We start from the raw sequence: 26441 nt of genomic DNA, 5'->3' as shown, positions 1-26441 counted from the left end.
GTGGCCACAACGTCATCGCCTTTGTGATGGTTTACAACAGCAGAGCGAACGTACCAATGAACAAGAAAAAAGCAATGAAAAAACAAGCATTAAAGCGCTTGATTGTTGCGTGTAAAAGCGCGAAATCACACTAATTTGGACAACTTACCGACACTTAAAACTGAGTTAACTAAGCCAAAATTGAGTTGGGCTGAGCGAGTAAAAATAATGATCATGACAATCAATAAAAAACGCGTTGCGCAAGCTGCGCCACTGATAATGAGCATGCTACTGATGGCGTGTGGTTGGGAAAATTGCAGTGTGCATTCCTCTAGCGGAACGGATTCGCTTGAAAATACAGTGCTTAATGATCTGCAAAATTCGCAAACTCAGCATGGCTTGGACGTTGAAACGTTAGCAGAAAGTATCGATCGAGATGTCAATAGTAGCTATTCACTGGATGACATGAAGGAGAGCTCGCAAGAGGTGCTATTGCATCAAACGATCAATAAGAGTGCTGTTGAGCTGCCCGGTGTCGGCCTGTTCATTAAACCCTTAACGCAGGCACAAGCCGATCAGTTGGGTGTAGCCTACAGTACGACAAAGTGGGAAATGGGCGAAGCTTGGCCACGATATACTCAATCGCAAGCGGTGGCGATGTGTAATAAGTTGGGTTCGCGCTTGGCGACCAAAGAAGAGCTGTCGGCGCTCTATCATGCATACCCAGATAAAATGCTTAAGGATGTGTTAGATTGGCCAACGCTGGTTGGCTACTGGTCGAACACCAACAATGCAGGCCCTTACTATTACTACTATGTGTATTTGGATGACCATTACACCAGTAGTAATAACCCAACCAACAATCACTACGCATCCTGCGTAACATTTTCTTAAAGAGTAACATTTTCTTAAATATATGAAGAATAGTAAAAAGCGGCCCTCTGTGGCCGCTTTTTTTTGTTCAATGTCGATATTTTGCGGAACACGCTGTTCCCCAATTCCTGCTGGTTATGAACGAAGGTTAACATTATTGTTTTGAGGTAAAAGAAATTGCATACATCGTTAGTTGGTAAACCGAGACTAATTAATTAGGGCATGACTCAAGCACAAGGAGATGCAATGCGCTTAGAAAAAAATTCTCGCTACTACCTACCAAGTTTCACAAGATGCTGAAACAGTGCGACAGGCTGTAGTCTATCTTCAAGAATTACTGGCTATTCGTATGAGTGTGTTCGATCCGGGAAATGTGCAACTTATCGGTATTGTTCAAGAAATGCACACTGTATCGGAGTGCTATTTCACTAAGGATAAAAGAAATCTTGCCTGGTAATGTAGTAAATGGGGAAGTTAACATGAAAGATCTTCTATTTAAGGGGGAACTGACATCTAAGTATATTAATGGATGAAAATTAGAATCACTAGATAATGGCGAGTTTTTCTATTTTGACTATTTTCATTCAACAGAAAAAGTAAACAAATTCATGTCTAAATATAAATCAATAAGATTTGTTGAGCGTTAGACTTAAAGTAGTTGCTCACTTGAAAGCTAAGATGTGTGATAGATACCACTGCCTCTTAGAGTCTAGCGTTGAATATTCTGCGGCTTTTCCCCCTTAGGCCGCATTTTTTTATTTAAAAAAGCGGCCTTTCCTTACCAAACTCAATATTAGCTTTGACTCTATTGCATTGAATTTTAACAATTTAAATTTTCTAAGAGCGAATAGGCGCTAGCCGTTCACCTCTCAGAGGCGATTTTTTTTAGGGTTAAACTTTTTTGAGGGGATTCCCCCCTCTGAGCGGTTTGTGATCTCGGTTCAGTTAATTCAGAATTCGCCCTGTCAACTGATTACAACCAACAGGAGAGAAAGGTGAAGCTATGCATCACCTGAATAAATAATGAGTAGCAACCGAACTTTTAAGGAACTAGAAGACAGGGATTATGCAAGAAGACAACGTATTTCTGATGCTCGCTGCTTGGAGGACTTAATCGTTAGGTCACAGTCAAAATGGAGCAATCACACATTTAAACGAGGAGGATCAACTTATAAAGTAAGAAATGGAGTTCTTGAAAGTCAGCGCTATAACCAAAATTCGAATTCATCAGAATTTTAGAGCGAAAATATTCTAGTATCCATTTCCAATCAAGAGCAAGAGTGAGTTTATGTCATACAATAAAAAGAACGCCAAACCGGTATCAATATCACTAACTGATTCAGAACTAGAAACTCTGAATTTTATCATCGATAGATTTAACATTTTCAGCCGTAAGAATGATAAAAAATTAAGGCTCAATCGATCAGATGCAGTACGTGCCATGATGAACTTATTATCAAGCTATGAAGATGATGAGTTATTCACTTTTTTAAGTAACGAACGCTGATTCTGAGCATTCAGTCTAGAAGTATTTGGTAACGATATTGATCTATTTGGCGGCGTAATATAATGAACAAAGCAAAAATAAACACTTTTCTCTGTGCGATAGCCCTGATGTTTGTAGCACAAAACGCTTATTCGGCGTTCGCATATCTGCAAGATGATCCTTCATCTGAAGATCAACAAACCAGCGAAAGAGATATTTTGTTCTCAAACACGTCTCTTATGAATGGACCAATGGAAAACATGGCACCGAGGACACAAAGCCGCGCGTTTAATCCGTTAGTGGCCTCTGAGAATATTGATAATTACTCTATCTATCAGCAAGCTACCGTTCATCAAGAACCGCTTTCTGAGGTAATAGACACTATCTACCCTTCCACACAAGTGATGCATGAGATGGGAGTGTTCTCATTTAAAGGTATCACGTCGGTGGATGATGGATATAATGAGACCTATTCATTTTAGATAGTGATTCAAACCATCATCTCGATTCTAAAATCATATTTTTTCTAATATTAATTAGTTAAATTAATTTTTTATAGTATGCATCTTTGTGCACCATAGGATAATTTCTATGATAGGGATACATTACTATTTGCACAATAAATTAATAACTCTATACTTTAAATAGAAAAAATTATAAAAATAAAATTATTGACGTTATTGACAGATACTTAGTTGGCATTCATATTTTATATTGATTTTTATTGCTTCGATTGGTGATTTGTATGACTGGGTATCTCGAAATGTTGGGTAAAACCAAGAGCTATTACACCTTGGATCAACTTAGGGCTTTCGTGGTGGTCGCCCATACGGGATCGTATACTGAAGCTGCAAGAGTTCTCCGCAAGGATAGAACAACGCTTCGCGAGCATATCGAAAACTTAGAAATTGATTTCAATCTTACTTTACTTAGCAAAGAGGGAAAGCGAATTACGCTCACTGAGCATGGAGAGGTGATTTTGCGTGGTGCTCGATCTTTGCTACTTGGTGCCGATACCTTAAATAACTTAGCCAACTCACTGTCTGAGAAAGAGGTTAAGCACATAAATGTCATGTTAGATAAGCACTTTCCTGATGAAATTGTCACCATTATTGAGCAGGATATTTCTGAGACTTTTCCTAACTTAACCATTCACTGGGCTCATAGTACCAACCAAGGTTCGATTGCTTCTTTGTCCAAAGGCGATGCTGATATCGCGGTTATCCAACATCTTTCATCGCACTCTGGTTTTCATCCACCAGCAGGATTGAGTGTATGCTTTTTGGGCAATTTAAAAGGTACCATATTCGCTAGAAACAGCTCTCCTCTTCAGGAGTTGGATTTGGTGTCGATGGCGGATCTAACCTATGAAGATCGTTTGATCTATGACGGTGATATAGAGGATACCAAGGTGATTACCGGAGGGTTGCCGACAAATTTTCAGGTTTTTTCCTCCAAAGGTTTACTTCTCTCCTGCTTAAAAGTCAAAGGGTGGACATACTTACCCTATGTGGCTGTGACCCCTGATTTGCTGGCGCATATATCGCCATTGAAATGTGATTTCATCAATGACTCATGGTTTACTAGCCACGTGTTGTTACACCGACCAGCAACAAAATCGTCTGCTACCACTTACATTGCAGAGAAAATTAAACGCCACTACAAGCAATATGCGGAAAAAAGTGTTGCAGAGTCGTTTAACAAAAAAGCTTCGTAAGTGTAAATATCAAGCTGAACATAAATGAGTCTTAGAGCTCATTTATGTAGATTGTTATTTACGATAAATAATTAATATGAATTTTCTATATCATTTTGATTGAATTTAGGGTAGTTGGATGGTTTATCGCGGTTAATATTAGTCAGAAAGTTATTGTCTTTTATAGGAATGACGGCTTTACCATAATCAAAATGATTGAGTAAGTTTCTCATCGAGCTGTTATTGAGACTCCCCCCCTTTCAATTGATACCAACTTGCGATGTCCGGAGTAACCCAGTAACCGTAATTGTTCTCCGCACTTTCATTACCATGAGCAAAGCGCATCGCGTGTGTGCCGCCTCCATCCTTATGGTAAACGAATTTCACGTGATCCCCTTGCGTCTCCACTTCAGCGTCTAGTTCTGATAGGGTAGAGGCGTGTGTATCAGATAGCAGTAATCCTTCTTCTGAGCCAGTTTGTCGCTCAGTTCAGCGTGTGCCTAAAGGAAACTCATTTAGAATATCTGAAAAACAATATTCACCTATCAATGAAAATCAGGGATTATATATCCCTGATTTTGAAATTTTACTTAAAGATTATTAAACTAGGAATTACAAATAATTGCGTTGATATTGTAGTCATTAGTGTTGAATGCTTTGATTTGGGAGAGAATCTAATATTCAAAACACCTTGATCCATATTGTTTTTATAGAAGTCAAAATGAAACTGATTTACCGTTGTAAGCTGTAAATCGATATATTTTTATTAACGGAGATATATCTACTCGGAACTTATGGTTATTAATGGATTAAGTAATATGAAAATATATAAAATGTTTCTTAGTGTTAAAATGGTATCTTTACTATTTATTTTAGTATCGAACTCAGCTTTTTCGTATATCGCCCAGTATACATCTGTTTACAGGTTTGATTCTCGCCCTCCTGAAGAAATTTTCCAGTATGGGTTTACACCACAAGGTTCAAACCCTTCCTTGTACCACCATGTTGTTGAAAACCGTCCAGAGCTAGAATCCTATGAAGAACGTTCGAATTATGTTGCAACAACGCATGATAGAACAATTGCCGTGCAATGGGCCCGTGATTATCTGTACCTTGACGAACACGAAACGGACTTAGTTTATGTGTACGAGATTATTCCTAATGAAGACTTTTATAGTGTTGTCGATTCTTTTCAATCAGCGATCGATAGTGGCCATTTTAGTTCGGTTGAAAATAATTTACTCAGAAGAGCAATTGGAAATATCGAAGATAGTGAGGCAGAAAGTGATGATTACAGTGATACAGAGCCCGGATTTGGTCATGAAGGAGAAATTGTTGCTTCGGGACAAATAACTAGCGATAGAATTGTTAGTGTTACGACTTACAGGCTAGATTCTACACAAGAAGAAGATGATATGGTTGTTGTGGGTGAAGAAAGTAATGCTAGTTTTGATAGCAGTCATCTAGGTCAATTGAGTAATGGCACTCCTCTTAGTGAAGATCTTATTTTTGGCGAATGGTTCCGAAGTCGAGAGGATAGAAATACGATTGCATCGCTGGTCAACTCGATGGTCGATCAAGTTTCTTCAGATTTACTAGGTATAGATCCGAATGATGTTTTCCAGCCAACCTGTCAAAGAAGCATTCAAGAATGTCTTAAGCCACATAACATAGTTTTAACTAGTGACTATCAAACTGGTCTTTTGTGCTTGCGTACCAATAGCAGTCTTTCTAATCCAACAGCGGAAGCATCAGCACATATAAATTATTGCTCTGATGTAGAAGGTAAGCAAAGGGAATGGGTATATACATCCCAAGGACAATTTATACAAGTGATGAAGGATAGCAAGGGAAGAAAAAATTATTTTTGCCTAACCTATAACGGTTACCCAGATGAAATGGTTATGAAAATATGTAACAGTAATGATGGCAAGCAGAAGTGGTTTTTTAGAAAAGTAAACTCTGGAAATGAAGAATATAGAGTTATGGTGAATGGTGAAGATATTTTGAAGAATGATTATGGTGTTGTATACAAAGTAGATAATTACTATGAAATCATAAGAAATATGACTGATCCATTGTATCAGTTTGAGTTGAATATTAAGCCATATTTCTACAGCAATGGTGATGATAATAGTGTACTCTACAACTACGATGGTGATCAGTTTGAATACTTAGCACCGTATTCTGATTGGGTTGCACTGAGAAAAGATTTCTATCGTAATATCTATTACAATGCTCATTCAATGTCAATTTTTTCTATCCGAGAGCCAGAATATGGACAGGCTTATTCTTCTTGTTTTGATAGTGAGATAAATACTAGTTGGTCTTGGGTTAAGAATTCCGATTGTTCTCCAATATCGGTTACCAATTCTCAACAGTGGAAGATAGATTTTACTCCAATAAAAAGATATTTAAGCTATGGTCAGTATTATTTTATTGATCAGGTGAGAATAAAGAGTAAGAGTAATGCGGATTTATTTGTTGATTATTCTGGTTCACATAAAGGATATGCATTTGCAGATTATCCACCTTATTCTAGTGGCTACCATGTCAGTCGTTATAGGAACTTTTACAGCAAGCAGAAATTGCCAGTAAACTCTGTCTCGGTCGAAAATCGTTGGGAGAATAGACCTCAATCTTACGACGTATTCGCGAAATAACAGTCTGGATGAAATATTATGAAAATCACACGGCGTCAGTTTATCACAACAGCAGGCAGTGCTGTTTCGACCGGGCTTGCTATTCCCGTATCCCATCGAGTTATTGCTTCTTCTCTTTTCTCTACAAATCGATTGAAAGATTCTCCTTTGCAGAAAAATCCGCTGGGCTATAACGGTCAGCGGCAAGATGTAGTCACCCATCTTTATCCACTGGGTAATGGTTATCGTGCTTATAGTCCGAGTTTAATGCGCTTTCATGCGCAAGATAGTCTTAGCCCTTTCGGTAAAGGTGGCGTAAATGGCTACGCCTACTGTTTGGGCGATCCGGTTAATCGTCATGATCCCAGTGGCCATTTTGCTCTATTAAGTCTACTGATCGGTGCAATAGTTGGTGCGCTGGTTGGAGCGGCTCTGTCAGCAGTAGGGGAAGGTATTCAAGTTGCGATTGATCCAAAGCACAAGTTTGACTGGAAGCAAGTTGGTATCGGTGCTGCGTTGGGGTTTATCAGTGGTGGATTTGGCACTGTTGCTCAGGGAGCGAAGACCAGTGTCCAGGCAGGGCTTGCACTGGCTGATGGGCTAATATCCGGAGGCGCGGATTTTGGCCTAAACGTAGCTGCTGGTGTGCCAGTAAAGCAAGCCGGTATTAATGCGGGCATTGGTTCTTTGGTTGGTTTAAGTGCTTTTGGTTTTGGTAAAGCCTTAAAAGCGATAAGCACGAAAAATAGAACATATACACGTTGGTCAATAACTGTAGTCAGTTCCGAGTGGGATCGACGACGACAAAAACTTTTTTCTCTTGGGTATACAGATAACTTTCGCTCAACTAGGCGAGAAGCAATTGTTCTTCATGGAACCAAAAATGGGCAACTAGTGGTTGGAGAACTTCCTCAGTATCTCAACGGTAAATGGAGTACTAAACAAGGGTTGTATATTGAACCAAGATATATACCAGCGTATTTAAATAAGGAGTTTGGAATAGATCTTTTTCAACGCAGAGATCCTCTTCACTTGGTTAGTTGTTATGCAGAGCGTGGTGCTGCACAGGAGTTATCAGATACTCTGAGACGTCCGGTTATTGCGTATTCTGAGAGATCTGTTTATAGTCATGATCTGCACTCATTCGAAAGCCCTCACTTTATGTTATTGATTAAACCGAGTAGCAGTGACCCTAGATTTTTATTATATGATAGGGTACCAGCGTCACCTAAAACATTTTTTCCTAGCTGATTTTTGGCATTGGTTTTAATATGATTAAATGATTTTTAAGGGGATGAGATAAGTTATGAATTATAAGCAACATCGTAGTTCATCTTTTCCATGGTTTTATCGAGCAGGGTTCGTTTTAACCCTGCTGTTTGTTGTTGGTCCATTAGCGTTACCACTAGTTTGGTTATCTCCTGCATTATCTCGATTGACTAAATGGTTAACGACTGTACTGATGGTTATATTATCCTTGTTGATATATAAAGTTTGGATTGATATATCACCAATAATTCAAGTGTTATTAAAAAGCGTGCCATCATAAGGTAAATTTCAGAAACGTTGTGTTTCCATTAAATAAGTATGCCGTACTTGATGTCTTATGTGGTCTAATAGATCGAAAAAGGCACAGGAACGGCATTTTTTATTTCTAATCAATCCCCGTACTGCTCCTGTTAACCAACTGATAATAAAGTGTATTATTTTATCTCCTTATTCGGCTTTGTTAATTTTTGGTCATGTTTTTACTTAGCGTTTTGAGTGTTTTTTTTAATTTTACTTTTCTTGGGGGTTAATAAAATCTTTGCCTATTCATCTGATAGGAATAAACAATTGGTTTAATTAATGGTGGTATTTATTATTCAAGCATAACAGTTGTTCTGTTATGTTGATGTATGGATATTTTATCTAATGGAAGTTTATTTATGAATATAGTCAATATGATCACAATGTCTAAAAATAAGGTCGCTTTGATGGCGATCAGTGCTTCGGTGGTGTCAATGATAACACTTTCATTTATTACTCAGGCTAGTGAAAGTAATTCGAATGAATTTATTCTCACGGAAGATGGTGGTAGCCCTGTATTAGATGATTTCAACTCATTGACAATAGGAAATAGTGGGCCTGTTCTTTTGCAAGACGTGCAGTTGATTGAAAAATTGCAGCGTTTTGTTCGTGAGCGTATTCCTGAAAGGGTTATGCACCCACGCGGTACGGGAGCTCAAGGATATTTTATTTCCTCAGATGACCACTCTCAGTTAACAGCGGCTTCGCTATTTAGTAAGAAAGACTTAAAAACGCCTGTCTTGGTACGTTTTTCTAGCGTTATCCATTCGAAAGGTTCACCCGAAACTGCGCGTGATCCTCGCGGGTTTGCGGTAAAATTTTATACACAAACAGGTAACTGGGATTTGGTTGGCAACCATCTACCAACATTTTTTATCCGTGATGCGATTAAGTTTCCCGATTTTACTCACGCTAACAAGCCGTCTCCAGTCACTAATCTTCAAGATCCAAACCGTTTCTTCGACTTTTTCTCTAAAACACCAGAATCAACACAAACGCTGACTTGGTTGTTTTCGGATATCGGAACGCCCGCTTCATTTCGGACGATGGAAGGTTTTGGTGTGAACACATTTAAGTTTATCAATGCAGAAGGTGATATTAGATTTGTCAAGTTTCATTGGAAATCTCAGCAAGGTATAAAGAACCTGACTAGCCAAGAAGCGCAAGAAATACAAGGTAAAGACTTCAGCCATATGACGCGTGATCTCTATGAGAACATCGCTCAAGGGAATTATCCGAAATGGGATCTGATGGTTAAGGTGATTGAACCCAAGGATCTCAAAAAGTTTGACTTTAATATTTTTGACGATACCAAACAGTGGTTTGACGTACCAGAACAAAAGCTCGGTACTTTAGTTCTAGATAAAATACCACCAAACTTTTTTCAGTACACTGAAATGGCCGCTTATGCACCTTCTCGTATGATTGCGGGTATTGCTGCTACGCCAGACAAAATGTTGCAAGGGCGCCTCTTTTCTTATGCCGATGCGCAGATGTATCGCTTAGGGGCGAATTATCAGCAACTGCCGGCCAACAAACCGCTGGTTGAAGTGAACAACTATCATATTGATGGCTTAATGAATACGGCTGAGTTGCCAGGAGAGGTCAACTACAACCCAAGCCAAGTCAAAGAGCAGAAAGTGATGACTGAAAAGGATGATAGTGACATGGTGCGAGGATATCTGACCCGAGAAGAGATCAAGCAGCCGCGTAACTTTTATCAAGCAGGTATTTTGTATCGCTCGTTTACGCCACAAGAACGGACGAATTTGGTGAATAATCTCAGGGATGCGTTGAGTCAGGTACATTCAGAGCAAGTTAAAAACACCATGGTTAACTATTTCTACCTTGCTGACAAAGAGTATGGGCAGAGAGTTGGAGAGGCTCTTGGACTGGATCCGAAAGCTTACACTCAAGATATGATGGGAATGCATTAATTTCGCTTTAGCGGTTGGAAAGTTTAGTTATCCGTGTTTTGGGCCATTGCCTGCCGCTTTCCAATCGCTAATTTTCACTCCATTCAACTCTAAAAATGGACTAGTTAGGGAACTGATTATGCAACAAAAAAGATCTTGGCGAGGGGACATAACCTCTCTAAGCTTAAAACGGTATATTATGCTGTTTATCTGGTTAATGATGTTTACGCTGGGTGTGGTTAGCCATGGCGTGTTCGCTGAATCAACGGAGGCGAGTAAACCAGCTATAAGCTATGGCGATGTATCTAGTCGTGAACTCTTGTCTCAGGAACAGTCTCAGGAACAATTGGCGCTGGCATTTTTTCATGCCGCTCGCACTGGTGATGTTGAAATGATGCAAACTTTTATTGATGCCAAAGTGAATCTTAATTTCCAAAATGGGCAAGGGTACAGCGCAATAATGGTGGCTGCGTTTCGTGGGCAAAAACCGATTGTAGACATGCTTCTGGAAGCCAACGCTGACCCTTGTCTGGTCGATTATCGCGGCAATACAGCCTTGATGGCGAGTATTGTCTCAGGGGAGATTGATATCGCTCGCTCACTTTTGAAAATAAAATGTGACAGTCCACATATACAACAACGAACAGAGGAATTTATTGAGCAGTTTGCTAAGCCGGAATTCAAAATATTATTAAAAGACAAGTTTCCATAGTAGCGACAGAGATGTAATGTAATTTTTCTTCACGAAGATATATTTATTTCTTGTTTTTAAAGTCTCTATAAATTCTAATTGTGATGCAACTATTTTCATATTTTCCTTTAATGATTTGATTGTTAAATTAATAAACTAGACTGGGCTTTTCATTTTCTGGCTTGTATTGATTAACCTAATCCACGCTTCAGTTATCTTAACAGCTAGAATTGTTCATATCTTAATTTTATTACAAATAAATAAGTATTGAATTGATTTTTATTGGTTTATTTATTTTATCTTCTATTTACTATTAATTGGAACATACTGTTTCTGGTTTAGAGTTGGGATAAGTTTGTATTTTTATTTATCTTATTGGTCAATAAGTGGGCAATGAAAATAGGTGATTTTATGGATCAGAAGCATCAAATGTCGCAAGAACATATTTCTGTTGTCACGACTTTGCTCGTACATTTTGATTTGGTTTGTCGATGTCGAGGTTTAAGAGCGACTGCAAAAAAGATGGGAATCCCTCTCACTCGCCTTTCTCGTTCAATCGATCAGCTTGAAAATATTTTAGAGAGGAAACTGATATATTCAGATTGCAATACTTTCTCTCTTACCAAAGAAGGTGAGCGCCTTCGTCGAGAAGTGGATGTCAGTGGGTTACTGGTAAAACTGAACTATGAGTTTCAACAGTACCAAAGTCGGCAAACGTTAAAACTTCACGTTGCACCGCAGGTTAAAGCAGGCATATGCGGTGACATCCTGTCTCAATATGCAGAAAAAATATTGGATAGTCGTATATCCGTTATGGTGAGTTGCGAATCTCTTGATGAGCTAGAAATACATCGACAGCTGCAAGTGGGGGATTTAGATGTGGTACTTTCCTACCACCGATTTTCATCGCGATCGATTGAAAATCGCCACATTTATACCGATTGCTACGCGTTTTACATGCATAAAGAACACTTTCAAGCTGGGCAGAAGCTTGGTGTTGATATTCATCATCTTGCGACCTTGAGTTCAGGGACTGAGTTGGAAGCGACTCATTTTATCGAAGACCTATTTTGTAACGCCGCTTGCGCTGAACTTGGAAAGCTATCGCCAATCTTGCTGCCTGACATCGAGAGTCTTTGCTGCTTATCGAAGTCTGTTCCTTCGTTGTTGTTATTAAATCGAGTTGCAGAACGCGAGTTTGCGATGCGAGGTATTGAGTTACAGTTGGTCAAATCTGTCAGTGAGATCTGTATCCCTGTCTATTTGTCATTTCATAAAGCGAATCCGCGACAGAAGATGTTTAAGGAGGTGGCCGAAAACTACTTAGAGTTCGTTGGTTTTATGAGCGAACCCGATCCGAAATTGAAAACCGTTTCGTGACTTGAGTAATGTGTTACATAAAGTCGGTTTTAAACCTAGGGCGTGTTGACCTTTCGTGATGGCTTTTTGAGCAGCATGGTAAGGCGTTATAATTTGTTTCGCCAAAAATAAACTGTAACTCCATACCATGCCGAGACTAATGCTAACTGATAAGCGGTGGCAAAAGCTACTTCAAGTAATGAAAAACACTGGCCGCATTTATAATAAATCTGAACATAGAATGACCGTTGAAGGGATTCTTTACCGCATGCGGACAGGAGTTACATGGCGTGATCTTCCCAAAGAGTTTGGGGACTGGAACACGGTTTATCGTCGCTTTAACCTGTGGTCGAAGAAAGGCCTGTTAGATATCTTATTCAAAGAGTTATCAAAACTTTCCGATTATGACTGGGTGTTTGCAGACGGCTCAATAGTCAAAGCTCATCAGCATAGTACAGGAGCAGCGACACCAGATAATGAGTGTATTGGAAAGAGTCGCGGCGGTAACTCAACGAAAATTCATTTGGTTGTGGATAGCGGCGGATTACCAATCTATTTTGAGCTATCAGAAGGCCAGAGAAATGATATTGCTCGTGCCGAGAGCCTTGTTGACAACCTTAAGGAGGTCAACGTATTTATCGCTGATAAAGGCTATGACAGTGAAGCTTTAAGGGCTTATGTTGACTCTAAAGGTGGTGAAACCGTTATACCGAAGCGAAATTATGGACAAGATATCGACAAAGAAAGCATGGATTGGTGTCTCTATAAGTATCGACATTTGGTAGAGAATGCTTTCGCGAGAATTAAGCACTTCCGAGCGATATCAACGAGATATGATAAGTTAGCAAGAAATTACGCCAGTATGGTATCACTGGCGTTTACGATAATGTGGCTGCCGATGTATTGTTGAGCGAAATATGTACAGCAAAGATCAACTGTCCCCAGTAAGTCGCATTGTTTCTTGAACTCGTTAAACGCTAATTCTGCGCTGAGGAATCCCCTAATGATTTTTAGAAAAAAAATCATTAATTTAAGCTGGATGCACACCTTGTCATGTGATCAAATGATTTCGCCAAAAAACAACAACCAGACAACAAGATGTGCGAACTCAATATCCTACACGATTCTCTTTACCAATTCTGCCCTGAACTCCACTTAAAGCGACTCAATCGCTTAATGTTAGCCTGTCGTGCTTTGCTCGATAGCAAGACGCTGACACTCACTGAACTTGGCCGCAACTTGCCCAACCAAGCGAGAACAAAGCACAACATTAAACGCATGGACCGATTACTCGGCAACCGACACCTACACAAAGAACGTCTTGCTGTCTATCGATGACACGCCCGCTTTGTTTGTTCAGGGAATCCCATGCCCGTGGTCTTAGTCGATTGGTCTGATATTCGTGAACACAAACGATTGATGGCGTTACGGGCATCCATTGTACTGCATGGCCGCTCTATCACTCTCTATGAAAAAGCGTTTCCTTTATCTGAGCAATGCTCGAAATCAGCACATGACCAGTTTCTAGCGGATTTGGCCAACATTTTACCGCCTAATGTCACACCTCTCATCGTCAGCGATGCTGGATTTAAGTTGCCTTGGTTCAAATCCGTTGAAAAGTATGGTTAGTTTTGGTTAAGTCGAATACGTGGCAAGGTTCAGTTTGCTGAACTGGGCTCTGAAAACTGGATTTCAATCAGTGAGTTGCATGCTCAGGCATCCAGTAGACCTAAAACTTTAGGCGACAAAAAACTCACTAAGAGCAATCCAATCCAATCCATTGCCACATGGCACTCTATAAGTCGTTACCTAAAGGCAGAAAAAACCAACGCTCGACACGAACTAACTGCCACCATCCATCACCGAAAATATACTCTGCCGCGACCAAGGAGCCTTGGGTGCTTGCGACGGACCTTCCCCCCATCAACCCGGACACCAAAGCAACTGGTCAATCTTTATGCTAAACGCATGCAAATTGAAGAAACCTTCCGTGACTTAAAGAGTCCAGTTTACGGGCTAGGTCTAAGACAAAGCCGAACTAACAGCCCAGAGCGCTTCGACATTATTTTACTGATCGCACTCATGTTACAACTCATGTTTTGGCTAGCGGGTTTGCATGCTCAAAAGCAAGGCTGGGACAGGCACTTCCAGGCGAATACCGTGCGAACAAGGAATGTATTATCAACCGTTCGCTTGGGTATGGAAGTTCTACGAAGGTCAAACTACGAAATCACAACGTTAGAACGACTATATGCAGGGGCAGAGCTCACACGGCAACTTCACCAATATGGTTATGCGCTGGGTGATTTATGAGGGGATCCCTCAGTACCGCGTCACCATGAGAAACATTGTGGTCAGAATATTTTGGGATAACGGCATCTATCATCCGTAGCAGGCCAATTTCGTGACAAAAGGCGGCAATGAGACCAAGGTGATCTAAGCGTTTAATAACAGGCTTAGTAGACATATTTTGAGAGCGTCAAATAACAGCAATAAATCAAAACTGTCGATCGTGGTCAAGATGGTGTCGTCGTTTTTATTAACAAATGTTCGCTAGATCACACTATTTGAATTCTGGAATTAGCTGCGGAATGACGGATCATTTATGTTGATTAGACTCTTAGCTAAAAATGGTCATTACTATATCCACAAACTTCGAATAAATATAAGTGTGATGAACTAAAGTTCGATACAATTAACGGCAAATTAACTATTAACAAAATGCAAAATATTAAAAATTTGATCTGGGTTCTAGATTTTGTTTTATGTGGAAACTTTGAATTGAATTAAAAATTAATTATTTGTAAATATTAAGAATGGTTTCCGAACTGTTGATTTGTATGTCAATAATGCCACAGAGTCACTGTATTTTGCGCGTGATGCTTGGAAATTAAAAAAGTATAAAATAGACAATGGCTAGAGGTTGATATGGGCGTAGTGCTTTCCATTACTAGTTTTCACAAGTTCACACCAGAGCTACAGAGTTTTTACTTTATCTTCTGCAGAGGAACATTGCTCAATTAAATTTGGTCGTGCTGATTCTTGTTACTGGGTTCTTCCCGATCCTGAACGCATTATTTCAGTCGTGCATGGTGAGATATCAAATTTTGGAAATGACTTTTTATTAAGATATCTATCAATTAATGGTTTATTTATTAACAGCTCAGTAAGTCATGTGGAAAATAGAATAGATATCGCTTTAAAAGATAAAGACACAATTAATTTTGGCGATTACGAAATTGAAGTTTCACTGCAGGATATTTGGAAAGAAACCGCCATCGATGAACGGCCGTCCCCCTCCTGTTCTTACTTTCTAGGTGTTTTTAATTGTTCATATATAACTAGTACTTATTATTCATACGCAAGTGAACAGATAGATATTGCGCAGAAAATATCAAACTCCGAAATACGTTTCCTGTATGAACATAAGTGATGCCAATAGTTAATGCGAAAGGTAGGTGTTGGATTTTATCAGAAATTACCGCGAGTAATTACAGAAAAGTCGCCACTCATTATAAACTCGGCGGACATTGAATTCCAATCATACAATGTCTTAAGCACGAATTATGAATATGATAAGAGTTAGAAAAAACCACATTAGCCATTAGCTTATGTGAATGTATTATAATTCACTTGAATAAAGTGACAGTGAAATATTCATCATAATGGAGGAATTACAGTTTAAAGAAGAGTTTATGAGTTTAGCAACCAGGATAGGCATTAAAAACAATCTCAATTTAAATATAAAAGTTCAGTTCTTTAGATATAAAAATATATATTCACCATCCATAAGGAAATAATAATGAATCATTTAAAAAAGCACTTACTCACGCTACCGTTAACCTTGCTTTCAACATCAACATTTTCAGCAATCAATAGCGATTATGAGGTTTTATCGATCATGCTCTCAGCTGATCACAATGAAAGCCTTGGTGCCCCGATGCCTTTTTATGCGAATGGGAAAATGCAATCAAAGCTGAATGTCACGGTTGCTTTCGCTGACCGATACGGTCAGCCGGTGACGGTAAGCAACGACGAAGTAAAGAATTCGATTTCGTTTTACCTAAAGAGCAATGATGTCCAACTAGGCAGAGACAAAGACTGTAGCTATGGCCGAGATTGTTGGGGCTACACATACAACGAGAATGACTACGCACACCAAATCAGCGGCGTGTATCGCAGTGCTGAAAGCCTTCCTAACTCACGCGTTCTTTCAACGGCATCTAACAAGCTGACAGCTTGGGTATATGGCAACGAAACGGCTCAATACCGCCAAGTTTGTGCACAAATCCAGTTCGAGGATGGCAACGTTTACGACAGCTGTGCTTACCCATACGATGAAAGTGCTCTCTACCAAGGTGTGCAACCTAAAGAGTACAGCGCTTCTGAGTTTGCCGACATTGGTACAGGTGAAAGAGTTTGGAAAGACGACGGTGACGGCTTCTACTTTGAAAAGGCAGAAGTTCGTAACTTCTACATCACACCAACAGACACTTCCATCACCATGACCAAAGTTGCCATGGATAACTGGGAAGAGTCGAACAACGACAAGGTCTTTTTACGAGACGAATGGCTTGGCTGTTACAGCAATTGTCCAAACGGAGTCCGCTCAGTAAAAGGCTACATCTTTGAGCCAGGCCGAGAGCGCACGGTTTCAGACGAATACGTATGGAACAGCGCTGCTGGCCAAGGTCGCACAGCAACGTGGCGCGTTAACCAAAAGCTGCGTTCTGTGACACTAAGTCAGCTGCTTTTCTCTGGCAACACTTCAATTAATGACTCTCAAAACGAGTACCGCTTCACCGCTTATGACCAGTACGGAAACAAAGCGCGTCTTAAACTGACTTACCCTCAAAGCCAATTTAGCGGCGGTGGTCAGAAGTGGGACTACACCAAATGGAACCTAGTTAACCAATAATTTCTCGGCCTTAGAAAAACGTTAGCCCACACTCGTTGGGCTAACTTTCGCTTTATTTAAAGGAGACACTATGTCTAATTGGACTTCAAATGCGTTTAACTTTGATAGTTTTTGTTCAGGGGGCGTAGACCAAAGAACAAGAAGCTACTCCTATCAAATTCTTCTAGGTTCCTTAGTCGGCAACTGGCTAAAAGGCCCTAACCTTGAGATCGCTCTGCAATTTTCTCCCTACTCGACAGATAACCTAGGCTTCGGCAAAGGTTGGAAGCTAAACATTCCAAGATACGATCTAAAAAATAAGCAACTGCATCTTGCGAATGGGCAGTTTTACCGAGCTGAATTAGGTGCAAACTACAAACTTGCTCTCCGCTACAAAAAGCTGCTCGATTTCTCCGTAAAAGGCGATGCCAGCGGTTATGCAATTGCTTATCGAAATGGTCGTAAAGACATCTTAGATGATCACGGTAACCTAATTAAAATCATTCAAAGTGATGGCCATGCTTTGCATTTTTCTTGGTTAAACATTGGCTCAGAAAAACGTCTGAACAAAGTCTGGGATGACCGCACATCCGAGAGCCAACCACTCTTGCTTATCGTCCACGCGAATCCGGGCAGAGTGAATATTTTCACCAACATTGGCAGTGCACACGAAGCGTATTTCAGCCTTATCTTAAACAATAATAACCTTGTCCAATGTAACCTATCTGAAGATGCAGGTAGCTATGACTTTGGCTACAAAACGATTGGGGCTTATAACCTGATTCAGAGTGTCACCCACCCTTGTGGGATGCTTGAGCAACTTGCTTATGAAGCAAATGGGATAAGAGTCAACACCAACACTTATCTCCCAGCGGTGACTTCTCATCATGTACTGACTCGAAACTCTCCCATCATTACGACGGAATATGACAGCGTAAATTCCGATAGCCGCAACTTTATGGGTTACAACGTTCCGGGCGGTAGTTTAGGTGAAGGCATCGATAACCTTCTTGAACGTGGGTTCGAATACACATACCGAGTACAAAAAGTGGAAGGCGGTACGATTAAGACCATTCAAACCTACAACCAATTCCACTTGCTGGTTGAAGAAGCACGTTTGGTAAACAATAAACTTGTTCACCTCAATACGCTTGGCTATCCAGCGCGTAACAATGAGAGTTTTGCCAACCAGCCTGCTCAGTATGCCTTAATCAACAAAGAAGATCAGACTTGGTCATCGGGTGAAGATAGTCATCTGCAAACTCGTCATTGGGAATACGATCAATACGGTAACATGTTGTCTTTTAAAGATGAAAACAACATCACAGAGTACTATGAATATTACTCGTCAAAAGGTGAATCTGGCTGTCCTGCTTCACCTTCTGGCATGGTGAACTTTGTGAAGTCTCGCACCCTAACTAATGGCTCTGAAGAACGTAAGATCTCCTATGAGTACGGTGAAACCACTGGTTTCAACAACCAAAAGGATGTCGTGCTACGCTTGGAAAATGCTCATGACCGCTACCAAAGCTATTACAGCTACCACGAGGATAAAAGCGAGGCGTTTTCTTTAGGCCGTTTAGCTTCAATTAAGAACGATCTCATGCATGCAGAAGGTACCTTTTCAAAGACATCAAACTATCAGTACACCTTAAGCAATGAGACGGTCGAGGAACATGAAGAACTGGTGTGCCACGACAACACCAAAACTAACGTCGTTGTCGGCCATTATTTTGATATCGGCGAAATCGCTCATCACGTGGACGCAGATGGTGTTCGCTGTAGCTTTGAATATGACTCGCTACGTCGTACTAAAACCGAACGTATTGATGGCAGTGCGGCACGCTCATACCAATACCTTGTCGACACAACCCAAGCTAGACAAACCTTGGTGTTGACGGACTGTAAAGGCAACCTATGCGAACAGAGTTGGGATGGCCAAGGCCGAGAGTTAGAAGCGAAACTAGGCAACACAACCATTTGGAAAAAAGAGTACGACGCGCTCGGCCGCTTAGAAAGCAAGAGCTCATTTGATGATCTTCCCGATAAAAATGCACGCTCAATTTCTGTCACCCAAACCGAAAGTTATGAATACGACGATTGGGGTCAGGTTAAAGCCACTACGCTGCCGAATGGCAATCGTCACATTGCGTTTAACAACCTCGCAAGCCGCCAAAAAACACACGGTATTGAGGGATTAGCGTTAACAGTTAGCCATTTAAACAACTGGGGATTAGAAGACAGGAAGCAACAGGGTGATCGTGTTTGGCATTATGAATACGACGCTTGGGGCCGCCTAAAAAAAGAAACCGATCCTGCGAGTCAATCGAAAAGCTATAAATACGACAAATTTGATCGCGCGATTCATATTACTCAAGCTAACAATGTGGCTCAGCAAATCACCTACGCAGCACATACTGATCAAACGCAAGTCACGAAACTAGAGATCGGTTCGCAGATCGTTGGTCAGCGCGACGTCGACGGGTTGGGACGACCTCTTGAGCTTCGTCGAGGGGCTAGCAATCAAGCTTCTTTAGCGTGGACGTACGTAGACAGCAGTAATATTCCAGCAACTGAAACCAGCTTGTCTGCGCCAACAAGACGCTTTACTCGTGATGATCAATTGGGTGTTCTCAACGAGAAAGAATCCGGCGATCAGTTAACGACATACCAATACGATCCCGTTTCTGGCTTACCAACTGGCAGCCAAGATAACAACGGCAGTCGTAGCACGATCACGTATTCCTCGACCGGCCTACCTGAGTTTGAGCTGCATGACGGAAATATCCGCCAGTACACTTACTCAAAAGGCGGCGTGATTGCATCAATTCAAGGTGCGCGTGATAGCCGTCAGTTTGGTTACGATGAGCTTGGCCGACTGGTCAAATTAAGTACGGACAACGCCACTGTCGAATACGAATACGATCAGTTTGATCGCATCACATTAGAGCGTTTGACATCCGGGAATCACACACAAACCACCGAAATTGAATGGGATGAATACAGCCGCGAAGTAAACCGCGCGGTGGCACTCAACGACGTTTATATCTTTGAGCAGTCTCAAGCCTACAACGAACTTGGTTTGCTTCGCTCTCGCGAAAAAGAATGCGCGGAGTTGGGCAAGGTAACGGAGACGTACACCTATGATTCACTCTCGCAATTAAGGCGTGTCGATTTCTTAGGCAACGGCCCACTCAGCGAATGGGGGAAACCTATCGTATTCCTTGAATGGAGCCACGATGACTTAGGCAATATGTTGACTCAACACTGCGTAACCAACGAGTCTCAAGACTTCGCGAATTACTACTACGAAGCGGATGATCCAACTCAGTTAACACGCATCACTCACACGCACCCTCAGCTTCCTAGTCAAACCGTACTGAAATATGACCAGAACGGAAACATGATTCAGGATGCCGAAGGTCGAGAGCTTCGTTACGACCACTTCGACAAACTCACTAGCGTGCTGTCCGGCAATACAGAATGGCAATACTCATACGACAGCAATGATCGCCTAATCAGACAACATTCTGGCTCCGAAAGTCGTCAATTTGAGTACTTGTGGAGTGACATCGCGTCTATCGAAGAAAATGGCAGCGTCACTCACTACATCTACGATGATGGCGTGCCGAAATGGTCAGAGCAAGGTTCTGTTGTCTCTATGCTAGCAACCGATCAAAACGGTTCTGTCATCGCTTCCAACAAAGCTGGTCAAACTGGCTCGATGTACCGCTACTCTCCATATGGACAACGCGAACAGGTGGGAAATACCAATGAGCAATAAAGATTCTGTATTCATTACTCCGCTTAATCGACGTGAGTTTCTGATTAAAATCGGCCAAACCAGTGCAGTGGCTGGCGGCATTTCATTACTGCCAACTTCTGTGCGCCTTGCAATGGCACAATCGATGACGGTCTCCCCTTCACACTTAGGCTTTAACGGCGAATGGTTGGATCCGGTACTTGAGGGTTATCACCTAGGTCAAGGTTATCGTGTCTACCAGCCGAAGTTGATGCGCTTTAACGCCACAGACAGTCTGGCGCCATTTAGCGAAGGCGTGCACAACGCTTACGTTTACTGTCACCACGACCCAATCAACTTTATTGACCCTAGTGGCCACTTGAACATCAGTAAGATCTTGTTTGGTGCGCTCGGTATTATTGCGGGAATTGTCGGGATTGCACTTGCGGCGCCAACCGGAGGCTCAAGCTTGGTTCTTGCTGCTGGTATCATCGGCGGCATCGCAGGCATGACCAGTGGTGCGCTCCAGCTTGCGTCGGGCATCATTGATGATGGAGACATCTCACGTAAACTGGATATCGCCACCATTCCTTTTGACATTATTGGCGTGGTCAGTGGCGGCTATTCGGCTTTCAAATCGGTACAAAACTTACGTTGGGTACGAGCTGGCGGGGCTTTAGAAGATGTCACTCAACCGGGGCTTGGTTCTCGACTGTGGAACAAAATTCGTCCATCCGGTGAGCACAACCTTGAATGGGCACGCAAAACAAACCCAGCAATGAGGATCGGTAGTTCAGAAGGTCAGGTTATTGTAACCAAGATGGTACAAGGTGGCAAAACCATGACTTATACGCCTCCTCCGATTCACGGTGGTTTTACTAAGATCCTGCTTGGCCAAGTGAAAGTAGGCGCTCGTGGCTACACCATCTACCAAGGCATCATGACCGCTGGTTCTATCGGCAGTCTCGGTTGGTCAGTAGTCAAAACTATCCCGGGAAGATTAGATAGCGGAAAGTCATCAGCTGAGAGTATGGTGACGGAAGGAAGAAGTGCAAATCCTGAAGCGAGAAAAACCCAGCTGTATTCTCTGGAAGAAACTCGCCAGCGCGTCAAATACGGTAATGATGTACAAAGAATGATACGTCAGTTGCCACTCTCGTAATGTTACGATCAATATAAAAAAGCTATGCCGTTGCCGTTCACTTAACGTGAGCGGCACTTATCTGAAAGGAGAGTCTACAGGTATTGAGTTTATGTACACTCTTCCATAGTAATATTGCGACCCGCTTGATCCAGATACATACTTGGTTAAGCACAAGTTTATGATGTTGTTGAGGTTTTAGTGATGAGCATGCAAAGTGGCGGTGGGGAGGAAGGCGGCAATGAATGCAGCACGACCGATGCCAACGCAGAGCAGTATCCCAGGGCGTCCGCATGAATGGTTAGAATTTAGTCATTGACTTAAATCCAGCGACTAAGACTTGCTCCAAGAAGCTGGGGTTCATCATGCAACGTTTCTGCTTCATTGGCACACTAATTTTGCTTGGCTCAGCTCTTAGCATGTTAAGTGCCATGTGTCTTAAACCTGCCAAATTTTCAGCCGCGTTTTGTCGGTAAATCTGACAAGCGTCTTCTCGCATGCTCACATCTAAAATCCAGTGCATTGACTCTATGCCCCAGTGGGCTCGAATGGCATTTCCTGCCTGCTCCGCGGTCAGGTCTGCTGAACTTATGTAGTAGCGGTACTCCAACTTTGGCGCTTTACCTTTGGCTACTCGGTAATTTTCAACCATGACAATACTGGTGAGTCCGCTCCACGTTGAGAAGTCACCCTCTAACTCACTAGCCTTGAGTACATGGCAAGTACGTGCTTCAACGCGGCCTTTTTGTTTCTCGATTTGATAGGTGGTTTTGTCAATTGGGGCACGGCGGTGTGGGGCGAAGGCTGTCTGTATGGCTGCCGACAACTTGCCTTGATTCCCCTTTACTGCCAACAAGTAATCACCGCCCTTGCTAGTGATCGCCTTGGCAATCTTGGTCTGGCAGGCCATCGCATCAATCGTCACGATAGCTCCTCGCAAGTCGAGCATCTTAATAAGCTCTGGAATCGCGGTAATTTCATTGCTTTTATTGTTGGTTTTGAGTTGACCCAGTACCATTTGGTTAGCACTTGCATAGGCGCTCACCATATGGATGGTGCTTTGCCTGTCGTCTCTATCGTAGGAGCCGCGCAAAGTCTTGCCATCGATGGCAACCACCTCACCAAACGTCATGGTATGTACCGCATTCATCCAACCCAGGAAGCAGTCGCGAAACTCGGCAGGATCAATATTTGCAATCAAACGAGCAAAGGTATCGTCGACAGGCACACCGTTTTCAAACAGCCCCTGTTTAAGAAACCACTCATGGTGGCCAAGAACATATTCACGAATGTCAGTCCAGCCTTGACCTCCGGCTATCACGGCACAGATAGACCCAAACAAAATATCAAACAGAGGATAATCAACTTTTGCACTTTGCCGTTTGTCACGGATGATACTGAAATGCGCTTTGATGGTATTAATATTCATGGTCGCTCCCCAAAAGAAGAGCATAAGATCACAGACCGTGCTTCAGGTCAAATTTAACCTTGCGTTGTACAAGAAATGTTCATGATCTTGCCCTGAGCAGTATCCGGCTTGGGATGCCTCAACTATTTATACCAACGAAACTTATACCAACGAAACGGTTAGCCATAACAGTTTCGTTTATCAAGCCAAATGGTGGACCCAAGGTAATGAGCCTGGTAGCGATTCGGTATGGGTAAATATCGGCCCAGCCGCATGTCACTAAGTTCATGATGGTATATTAAAGTCAGGCCCATATCCGCCAGTCGACTGGTGGATATGGACAATATTTTTTCATAGACAGAATCAATATTCTCATTGAGCGCGCTGTTTCATTGAAGACAAGTCATTTATCGTGCCAACGGTTTCATTCTCGAGTGGAACAGAGCGTGTTTATTGATATTGTTCAAGTTGATTTTATTCTTATCTGGATAATCCGAAACTTTGCCTCTACTGTATTATCTTGACTGATTTCAGTTAATATAATAATTACGGGTGCTATTTGTTATTTTTTAAATATATTGAGGTGAATATGAAATATCTATTGCTGGCACTAATTCTGCCGTTTAGTGTTTCTGCTCATATAATAGATGTCAATAATGATGCGGAATTTTCCAGCCATCCGCAAATGATTGAGAAAGAAAAGTATGCGGAAACAACGGATCCTGAATACAAAACAGCGCTAACTCGGCATGTGGTTTTTTTTGATCTAAAAGATAGTGTGACCGAATCACAGCGAGAAGAGATTATCCATCGATTTTTAGAGTTGCGTAATAGTACTCGTTATGGAAAACTATATATTCATAACATCGAAGTTGGACATGGTAATATTAGTCGGGAAGGAGTAGGAAAAGGGTACGATGTCTCATTTATTGTGAGTTTTTTATCTCAAGGGGATTTGAATTACTACGTTGGTCAGCCTGCGATTAGTGACCCTAAATTCTACGACCCTATGCATCAGGCATTTAAGGAGTTTGTCGGGCCTTTTCTCAAAGTAAAGAAAAACCCGGACGGTAGTGACAATGTTGGTGTGTTGGTGTTTGACTACCAGCTAACCAGTGTTGACTAAGCTCCTTTTAGTTTGAAACCCTTTTTAGTTTGAACCCCAGGGCAAGATCATGAACATTTCTTGTACAACGCAAGGTTAAATTTGACCTGAAGCACGGTCTGTGATCTTATGCTCTTCTTTTGGGGAGCGACCATGAATATTAATACCATCAAAGCGCATTTCAGTATCATCCGTGACAAACGGCAAAGTGCAAAAGTTGATTATCCTCTGTTTGATATTTTGTTTGGGTCTATCTGTGCCGTGATAGCCGGAGGTCAAGGCTGGACGGACATTCGTGAATATGTTCTTGGCCACCATGAGTGGTTTCTTAAACAGGGGCTGTTTGAAAACGGTGTGCCTGTCGACGATACCTTTGCTCGTTTGATTGCAAATATTGATCCTGCCGAGTTTCGCGACTGCTTCCTGGGTTGGATGAATGCGGTACATACCATGACGTTTGGTGAGGTGGTTGCCATTGATGGCAAGACTTTGCGCGGCTCCTACGATAGAGACGACAGGCAAAGCACCATCCATATGGTGAGCGCCTATGCAAGTGCTAACCAAATGGTACTGGGTCAACTCAAAACCAACAATAAAAGCAATGAAATTACCGCGATTCCAGAGCTTATTAAGATGCTCGACTTGCGAGGAGCTATCGTGACGATTGATGCGATGGCCTGCCAGACCAAGATTGCCAAGGCGATCACTAGCAAGGGCGGTGATTACTTGTTGGCAGTAAAGGGGAATCAAGGCAAGTTGTCGGCAGCCATACAGACAGCCTTCGCCCCACACCGCCATGCCCCAATTGACAAAACCACCTATCAAATCGAGAAACAAAAAGGCCGCGTTGAAGCACGTACTTGCCATGTACTCAAGGCTAGTGAGTTAGAGGGTGACTTCTCAACGTGGAGCGGACTCACCAGTATTGTCATGGTTGAAAATTACCGAGTAGCCAAAGGTAAAGCGCCAAAGTTGGAGTACCGCTACTACATAAGTTCAGCAGACCTGACCGCGGAGCAGGCAGGAAATGCCATTCGAGCCCACTGGGGCATAGAGTCAATGCACTGGATTTTAGATGTGAGCATGCGAGAAGACGCTTGTCAGATTTACCGACAAAACGCGGCTGAAAATTTGGCAGGTTTAAGACACATGGCACTTAACATGCTAAGAGCTGAGCCAAGCAAAATTAGTGTGCCAATGAAGCAGAAACGTTGCATGATGAACCCCGGCTTCTTGGAGCAAGTCTTAGTTGCTGGATTTAAGTCAATGACTAAATTCTAACCATTCATGCGGACGCCCTGGTTTGAACCCCTTTTTAGTTGAAGCAGAGCCAAGCTGAAAAGGATGGGCGTGAAATTGAATGTCTGAAATAAAAATGTCTTAGGCACTTTGACCTAAGACATTTTTCGTAGAGTACTTTTCGTACAGCAGATAGATAGCTAATAATTGATTAGTGTTGCAGCGGCGGTGTTAAAATCTGCGTATCGCAATCATACCCATCTCCACTTAGCTCCATGATTTCGCAAGAGCGCTTGAGAACCTCTTGAGGGGTTGCCCAACTCGTTTGCCAGTTGTCTTGATCAAAGCGTGCATCTTTAAACAGATCCCACATGATCATGCCTGTTTTGCCTCCTTTGGCCACGTGGTTGAGAATCTCTACCAGTGATTCATGTTGTAGCACAAGCGAGCCGGTTGCCCTACTTCAAAGCCGACATTAATGGTTGGTGCAATGAGTAGCTTCTTCGGCTGGATTGAACTTTGTGCATAGCTTGGTGCCTCTTTCACGATAGCGTGCTCTGGTGAGCCTTGGCCATCAGTAACCAGTGAGTACGCGCCCGATTTTAGCCAATTGATTTTCCATTCGAATGCATTCATATCTGCATGCCAAAACTCCTCATAGTCAACACAAAGGTGAAAGCGTATATTTTATAGAAATG

At 41.9% G+C, this 26441-nt stretch carries 24 protein-coding genes and 1 pseudogene; 20 read left to right on the top strand and 5 right to left on the bottom strand.

What is annotated here, in order from left to right; all coding sequences use genetic code 11:
- The first annotated feature begins 207 nt into the window (after positions 1–207).
- From I3X05_RS12645 to I3X05_RS12630, 4 genes are all read left to right on the top strand, one after another.
- Positions 208–873, top strand: a complete 666-nt coding sequence (locus I3X05_RS12645; RefSeq protein ID WP_193158113.1) for an adhesion domain-containing protein — start codon at positions 208–210, stop codon at positions 871–873.
- Between the two features lie 1267 nt (positions 874–2140).
- The gene (locus I3X05_RS12640; RefSeq protein WP_045570261.1) at positions 2141–2359 is read left to right on the top strand and encodes a hypothetical protein; all 219 of its coding nucleotides are present in this window, start codon (positions 2141–2143) and stop codon (positions 2357–2359) included.
- 62 nt (positions 2360–2421) lie between these two features.
- Positions 2422–2820 (top strand): hypothetical protein, encoded by a 399-nt coding sequence (locus I3X05_RS12635; protein WP_045570260.1) that lies wholly within the window; start codon positions 2422–2424, stop codon positions 2818–2820.
- A 281-nt stretch (positions 2821–3101) separates the two neighbouring features.
- Positions 3102–4055: a LysR family transcriptional regulator gene (locus I3X05_RS12630; RefSeq protein ID WP_193167482.1), complete on the top strand. Its 954-nt coding sequence runs from the start codon at positions 3102–3104 to the stop codon at positions 4053–4055.
- A 219-nt stretch (positions 4056–4274) separates the two neighbouring features.
- Here the strand turns inward: I3X05_RS12630 and I3X05_RS12625 are convergent, their stop codons facing one another.
- Positions 4275–4421: a hypothetical protein gene (locus I3X05_RS12625; protein WP_171816722.1), complete on the bottom strand. Its 147-nt coding sequence runs from the start codon at positions 4419–4421 to the stop codon at positions 4275–4277.
- 431 nt (positions 4422–4852) lie between these two features.
- Between I3X05_RS12625 and I3X05_RS12620 the strand changes: the two genes are divergently transcribed.
- From I3X05_RS12620 to I3X05_RS23805, 9 genes are all read left to right on the top strand, one after another.
- Positions 4853–6697, top strand: coding sequence for a scabin-related ADP-ribosyltransferase (locus I3X05_RS12620; RefSeq protein WP_045570257.1), 1845 nt, complete (start codon positions 4853–4855; stop codon positions 6695–6697).
- A gap of 18 nt (positions 6698–6715) precedes the next feature.
- Positions 6716–7927 (top strand): RHS repeat-associated core domain-containing protein, encoded by a 1212-nt coding sequence (locus tag I3X05_RS12615; RefSeq protein ID WP_052702540.1) that lies wholly within the window; start codon positions 6716–6718, stop codon positions 7925–7927.
- A gap of 725 nt (positions 7928–8652) precedes the next feature.
- On the top strand, positions 8653–10182 hold the full coding sequence (locus I3X05_RS12610) for a catalase (RefSeq protein ID WP_193158121.1): 1530 nt from the start codon (positions 8653–8655) through the stop codon (positions 10180–10182).
- 118 nt (positions 10183–10300) lie between these two features.
- On the top strand, positions 10301–10873 hold the full coding sequence (locus tag I3X05_RS12605) for an ankyrin repeat domain-containing protein (RefSeq protein ID WP_193158116.1): 573 nt from the start codon (positions 10301–10303) through the stop codon (positions 10871–10873).
- Between the two features lie 390 nt (positions 10874–11263).
- Positions 11264–12232 carry a LysR family transcriptional regulator gene (locus tag I3X05_RS12600; protein WP_045570256.1) on the top strand — a complete coding sequence of 323 codons (969 nt, stop codon included), beginning with the start codon at positions 11264–11266 and terminating at the stop codon, positions 12230–12232.
- Between the two features lie 127 nt (positions 12233–12359).
- Positions 12360–13121 (top strand): IS5 family transposase, encoded by a 762-nt coding sequence (locus tag I3X05_RS12595; protein WP_193158117.1) that lies wholly within the window; start codon positions 12360–12362, stop codon positions 13119–13121.
- A 188-nt stretch (positions 13122–13309) separates the two neighbouring features.
- Positions 13310–13549, top strand: coding sequence for a hypothetical protein (locus tag I3X05_RS23815; protein WP_193158118.1), 240 nt, complete (start codon positions 13310–13312; stop codon positions 13547–13549).
- Positions 13550–13579: 30 nt separating this feature from the next.
- Positions 13580–13840 carry a hypothetical protein gene (locus I3X05_RS23810; protein WP_082069659.1) on the top strand — a complete coding sequence of 87 codons (261 nt, stop codon included), beginning with the start codon at positions 13580–13582 and terminating at the stop codon, positions 13838–13840.
- Between the two features lie 15 nt (positions 13841–13855).
- Positions 13856–14524, top strand: coding sequence for an IS4 family transposase (locus I3X05_RS23805; protein WP_082069658.1), 669 nt, complete (start codon positions 13856–13858; stop codon positions 14522–14524).
- 10 nt (positions 14525–14534) lie between these two features.
- Here I3X05_RS23805 and I3X05_RS23800 read toward each other — a convergent pair.
- Positions 14535–14678: pseudogene (locus I3X05_RS23800) on the bottom strand (DUF4277 domain-containing protein); the annotation flags it as partial.
- A 552-nt stretch (positions 14679–15230) separates the two neighbouring features.
- On the opposite strand from I3X05_RS23800, the gene I3X05_RS12585 reads away from it, so the two are divergent.
- The 4 genes from I3X05_RS12585 to I3X05_RS12570 all read left to right on the top strand — a co-directional run bounded on the left by I3X05_RS12585 (position 15231) and on the right by I3X05_RS12570 (position 22012).
- The gene (locus I3X05_RS12585; RefSeq protein WP_337971193.1) at positions 15231–15644 is read left to right on the top strand and encodes an FHA domain-containing protein; all 414 of its coding nucleotides are present in this window, start codon (positions 15231–15233) and stop codon (positions 15642–15644) included.
- Positions 15645–16013: 369 nt separating this feature from the next.
- A complete protein-coding gene (locus I3X05_RS12580) occupies positions 16014–17129 on the top strand; it encodes a hypothetical protein (protein WP_045570253.1) in 1116 nt (371 codons plus the stop codon).
- Positions 17130–17199: 70 nt separating this feature from the next.
- Complete coding sequence (locus tag I3X05_RS12575; RefSeq protein ID WP_337970758.1) at positions 17200–20892, top strand: RHS repeat domain-containing protein; 3693 nt, start codon at positions 17200–17202, stop codon at positions 20890–20892.
- Positions 20882–22012 carry an RHS repeat-associated core domain-containing protein gene (locus tag I3X05_RS12570; protein ID WP_193158120.1) on the top strand — a complete coding sequence of 377 codons (1131 nt, stop codon included), beginning with the start codon at positions 20882–20884 and terminating at the stop codon, positions 22010–22012. The genes I3X05_RS12575 and I3X05_RS12570 overlap by 11 nt, the downstream gene beginning before the upstream one ends.
- Positions 22013–22292: 280 nt before the next feature.
- On the opposite strand, the gene I3X05_RS12565 is transcribed toward I3X05_RS12570, so the two are convergent.
- The gene (locus I3X05_RS12565; protein ID WP_337970757.1) at positions 22293–23420 is read right to left on the bottom strand and encodes an ISAs1 family transposase; all 1128 of its coding nucleotides are present in this window, start codon (positions 23418–23420) and stop codon (positions 22293–22295) included.
- A 124-nt stretch (positions 23421–23544) separates the two neighbouring features.
- Between I3X05_RS12565 and I3X05_RS12560 the strand changes: the two genes are divergently transcribed.
- From I3X05_RS12560 to I3X05_RS12550, 3 genes are all read left to right on the top strand, one after another.
- Positions 23545–23682 carry a carbohydrate-binding protein gene (locus tag I3X05_RS12560; protein ID WP_319024136.1) on the top strand — a complete coding sequence of 46 codons (138 nt, stop codon included), beginning with the start codon at positions 23545–23547 and terminating at the stop codon, positions 23680–23682.
- Positions 23683–23988: 306 nt separating this feature from the next.
- Positions 23989–24525, top strand: coding sequence for a Dabb family protein (locus tag I3X05_RS12555; RefSeq protein ID WP_193158289.1), 537 nt, complete (start codon positions 23989–23991; stop codon positions 24523–24525).
- 132 nt (positions 24526–24657) lie between these two features.
- A complete protein-coding gene (locus I3X05_RS12550) occupies positions 24658–25785 on the top strand; it encodes an ISAs1 family transposase (RefSeq protein ID WP_337970756.1) in 1128 nt (375 codons plus the stop codon).
- Positions 25786–25954: 169 nt separating this feature from the next.
- Here the strand turns inward: I3X05_RS12550 and I3X05_RS12545 are convergent, their stop codons facing one another.
- The gene (locus I3X05_RS12545) at positions 25955–26185 is read right to left on the bottom strand and encodes a hypothetical protein (protein WP_193167486.1); all 231 of its coding nucleotides are present in this window, start codon (positions 26183–26185) and stop codon (positions 25955–25957) included.
- Positions 26161–26379, bottom strand: coding sequence for a hypothetical protein (locus I3X05_RS12540; protein ID WP_193157825.1), 219 nt, complete (start codon positions 26377–26379; stop codon positions 26161–26163). Before I3X05_RS12540 ends, I3X05_RS12545 begins: the two co-directional genes overlap by 25 nt.
- Positions 26380–26441 lie beyond the last annotated feature (62 nt).

Source organism: Vibrio navarrensis (assembly GCF_015767675.1).
In the GTDB taxonomy this organism is placed as follows: Bacteria; Pseudomonadota; Gammaproteobacteria; order Enterobacterales; family Vibrionaceae; genus Vibrio.
This window is presented reverse-complemented; position numbering and strand designations above follow the sequence as displayed.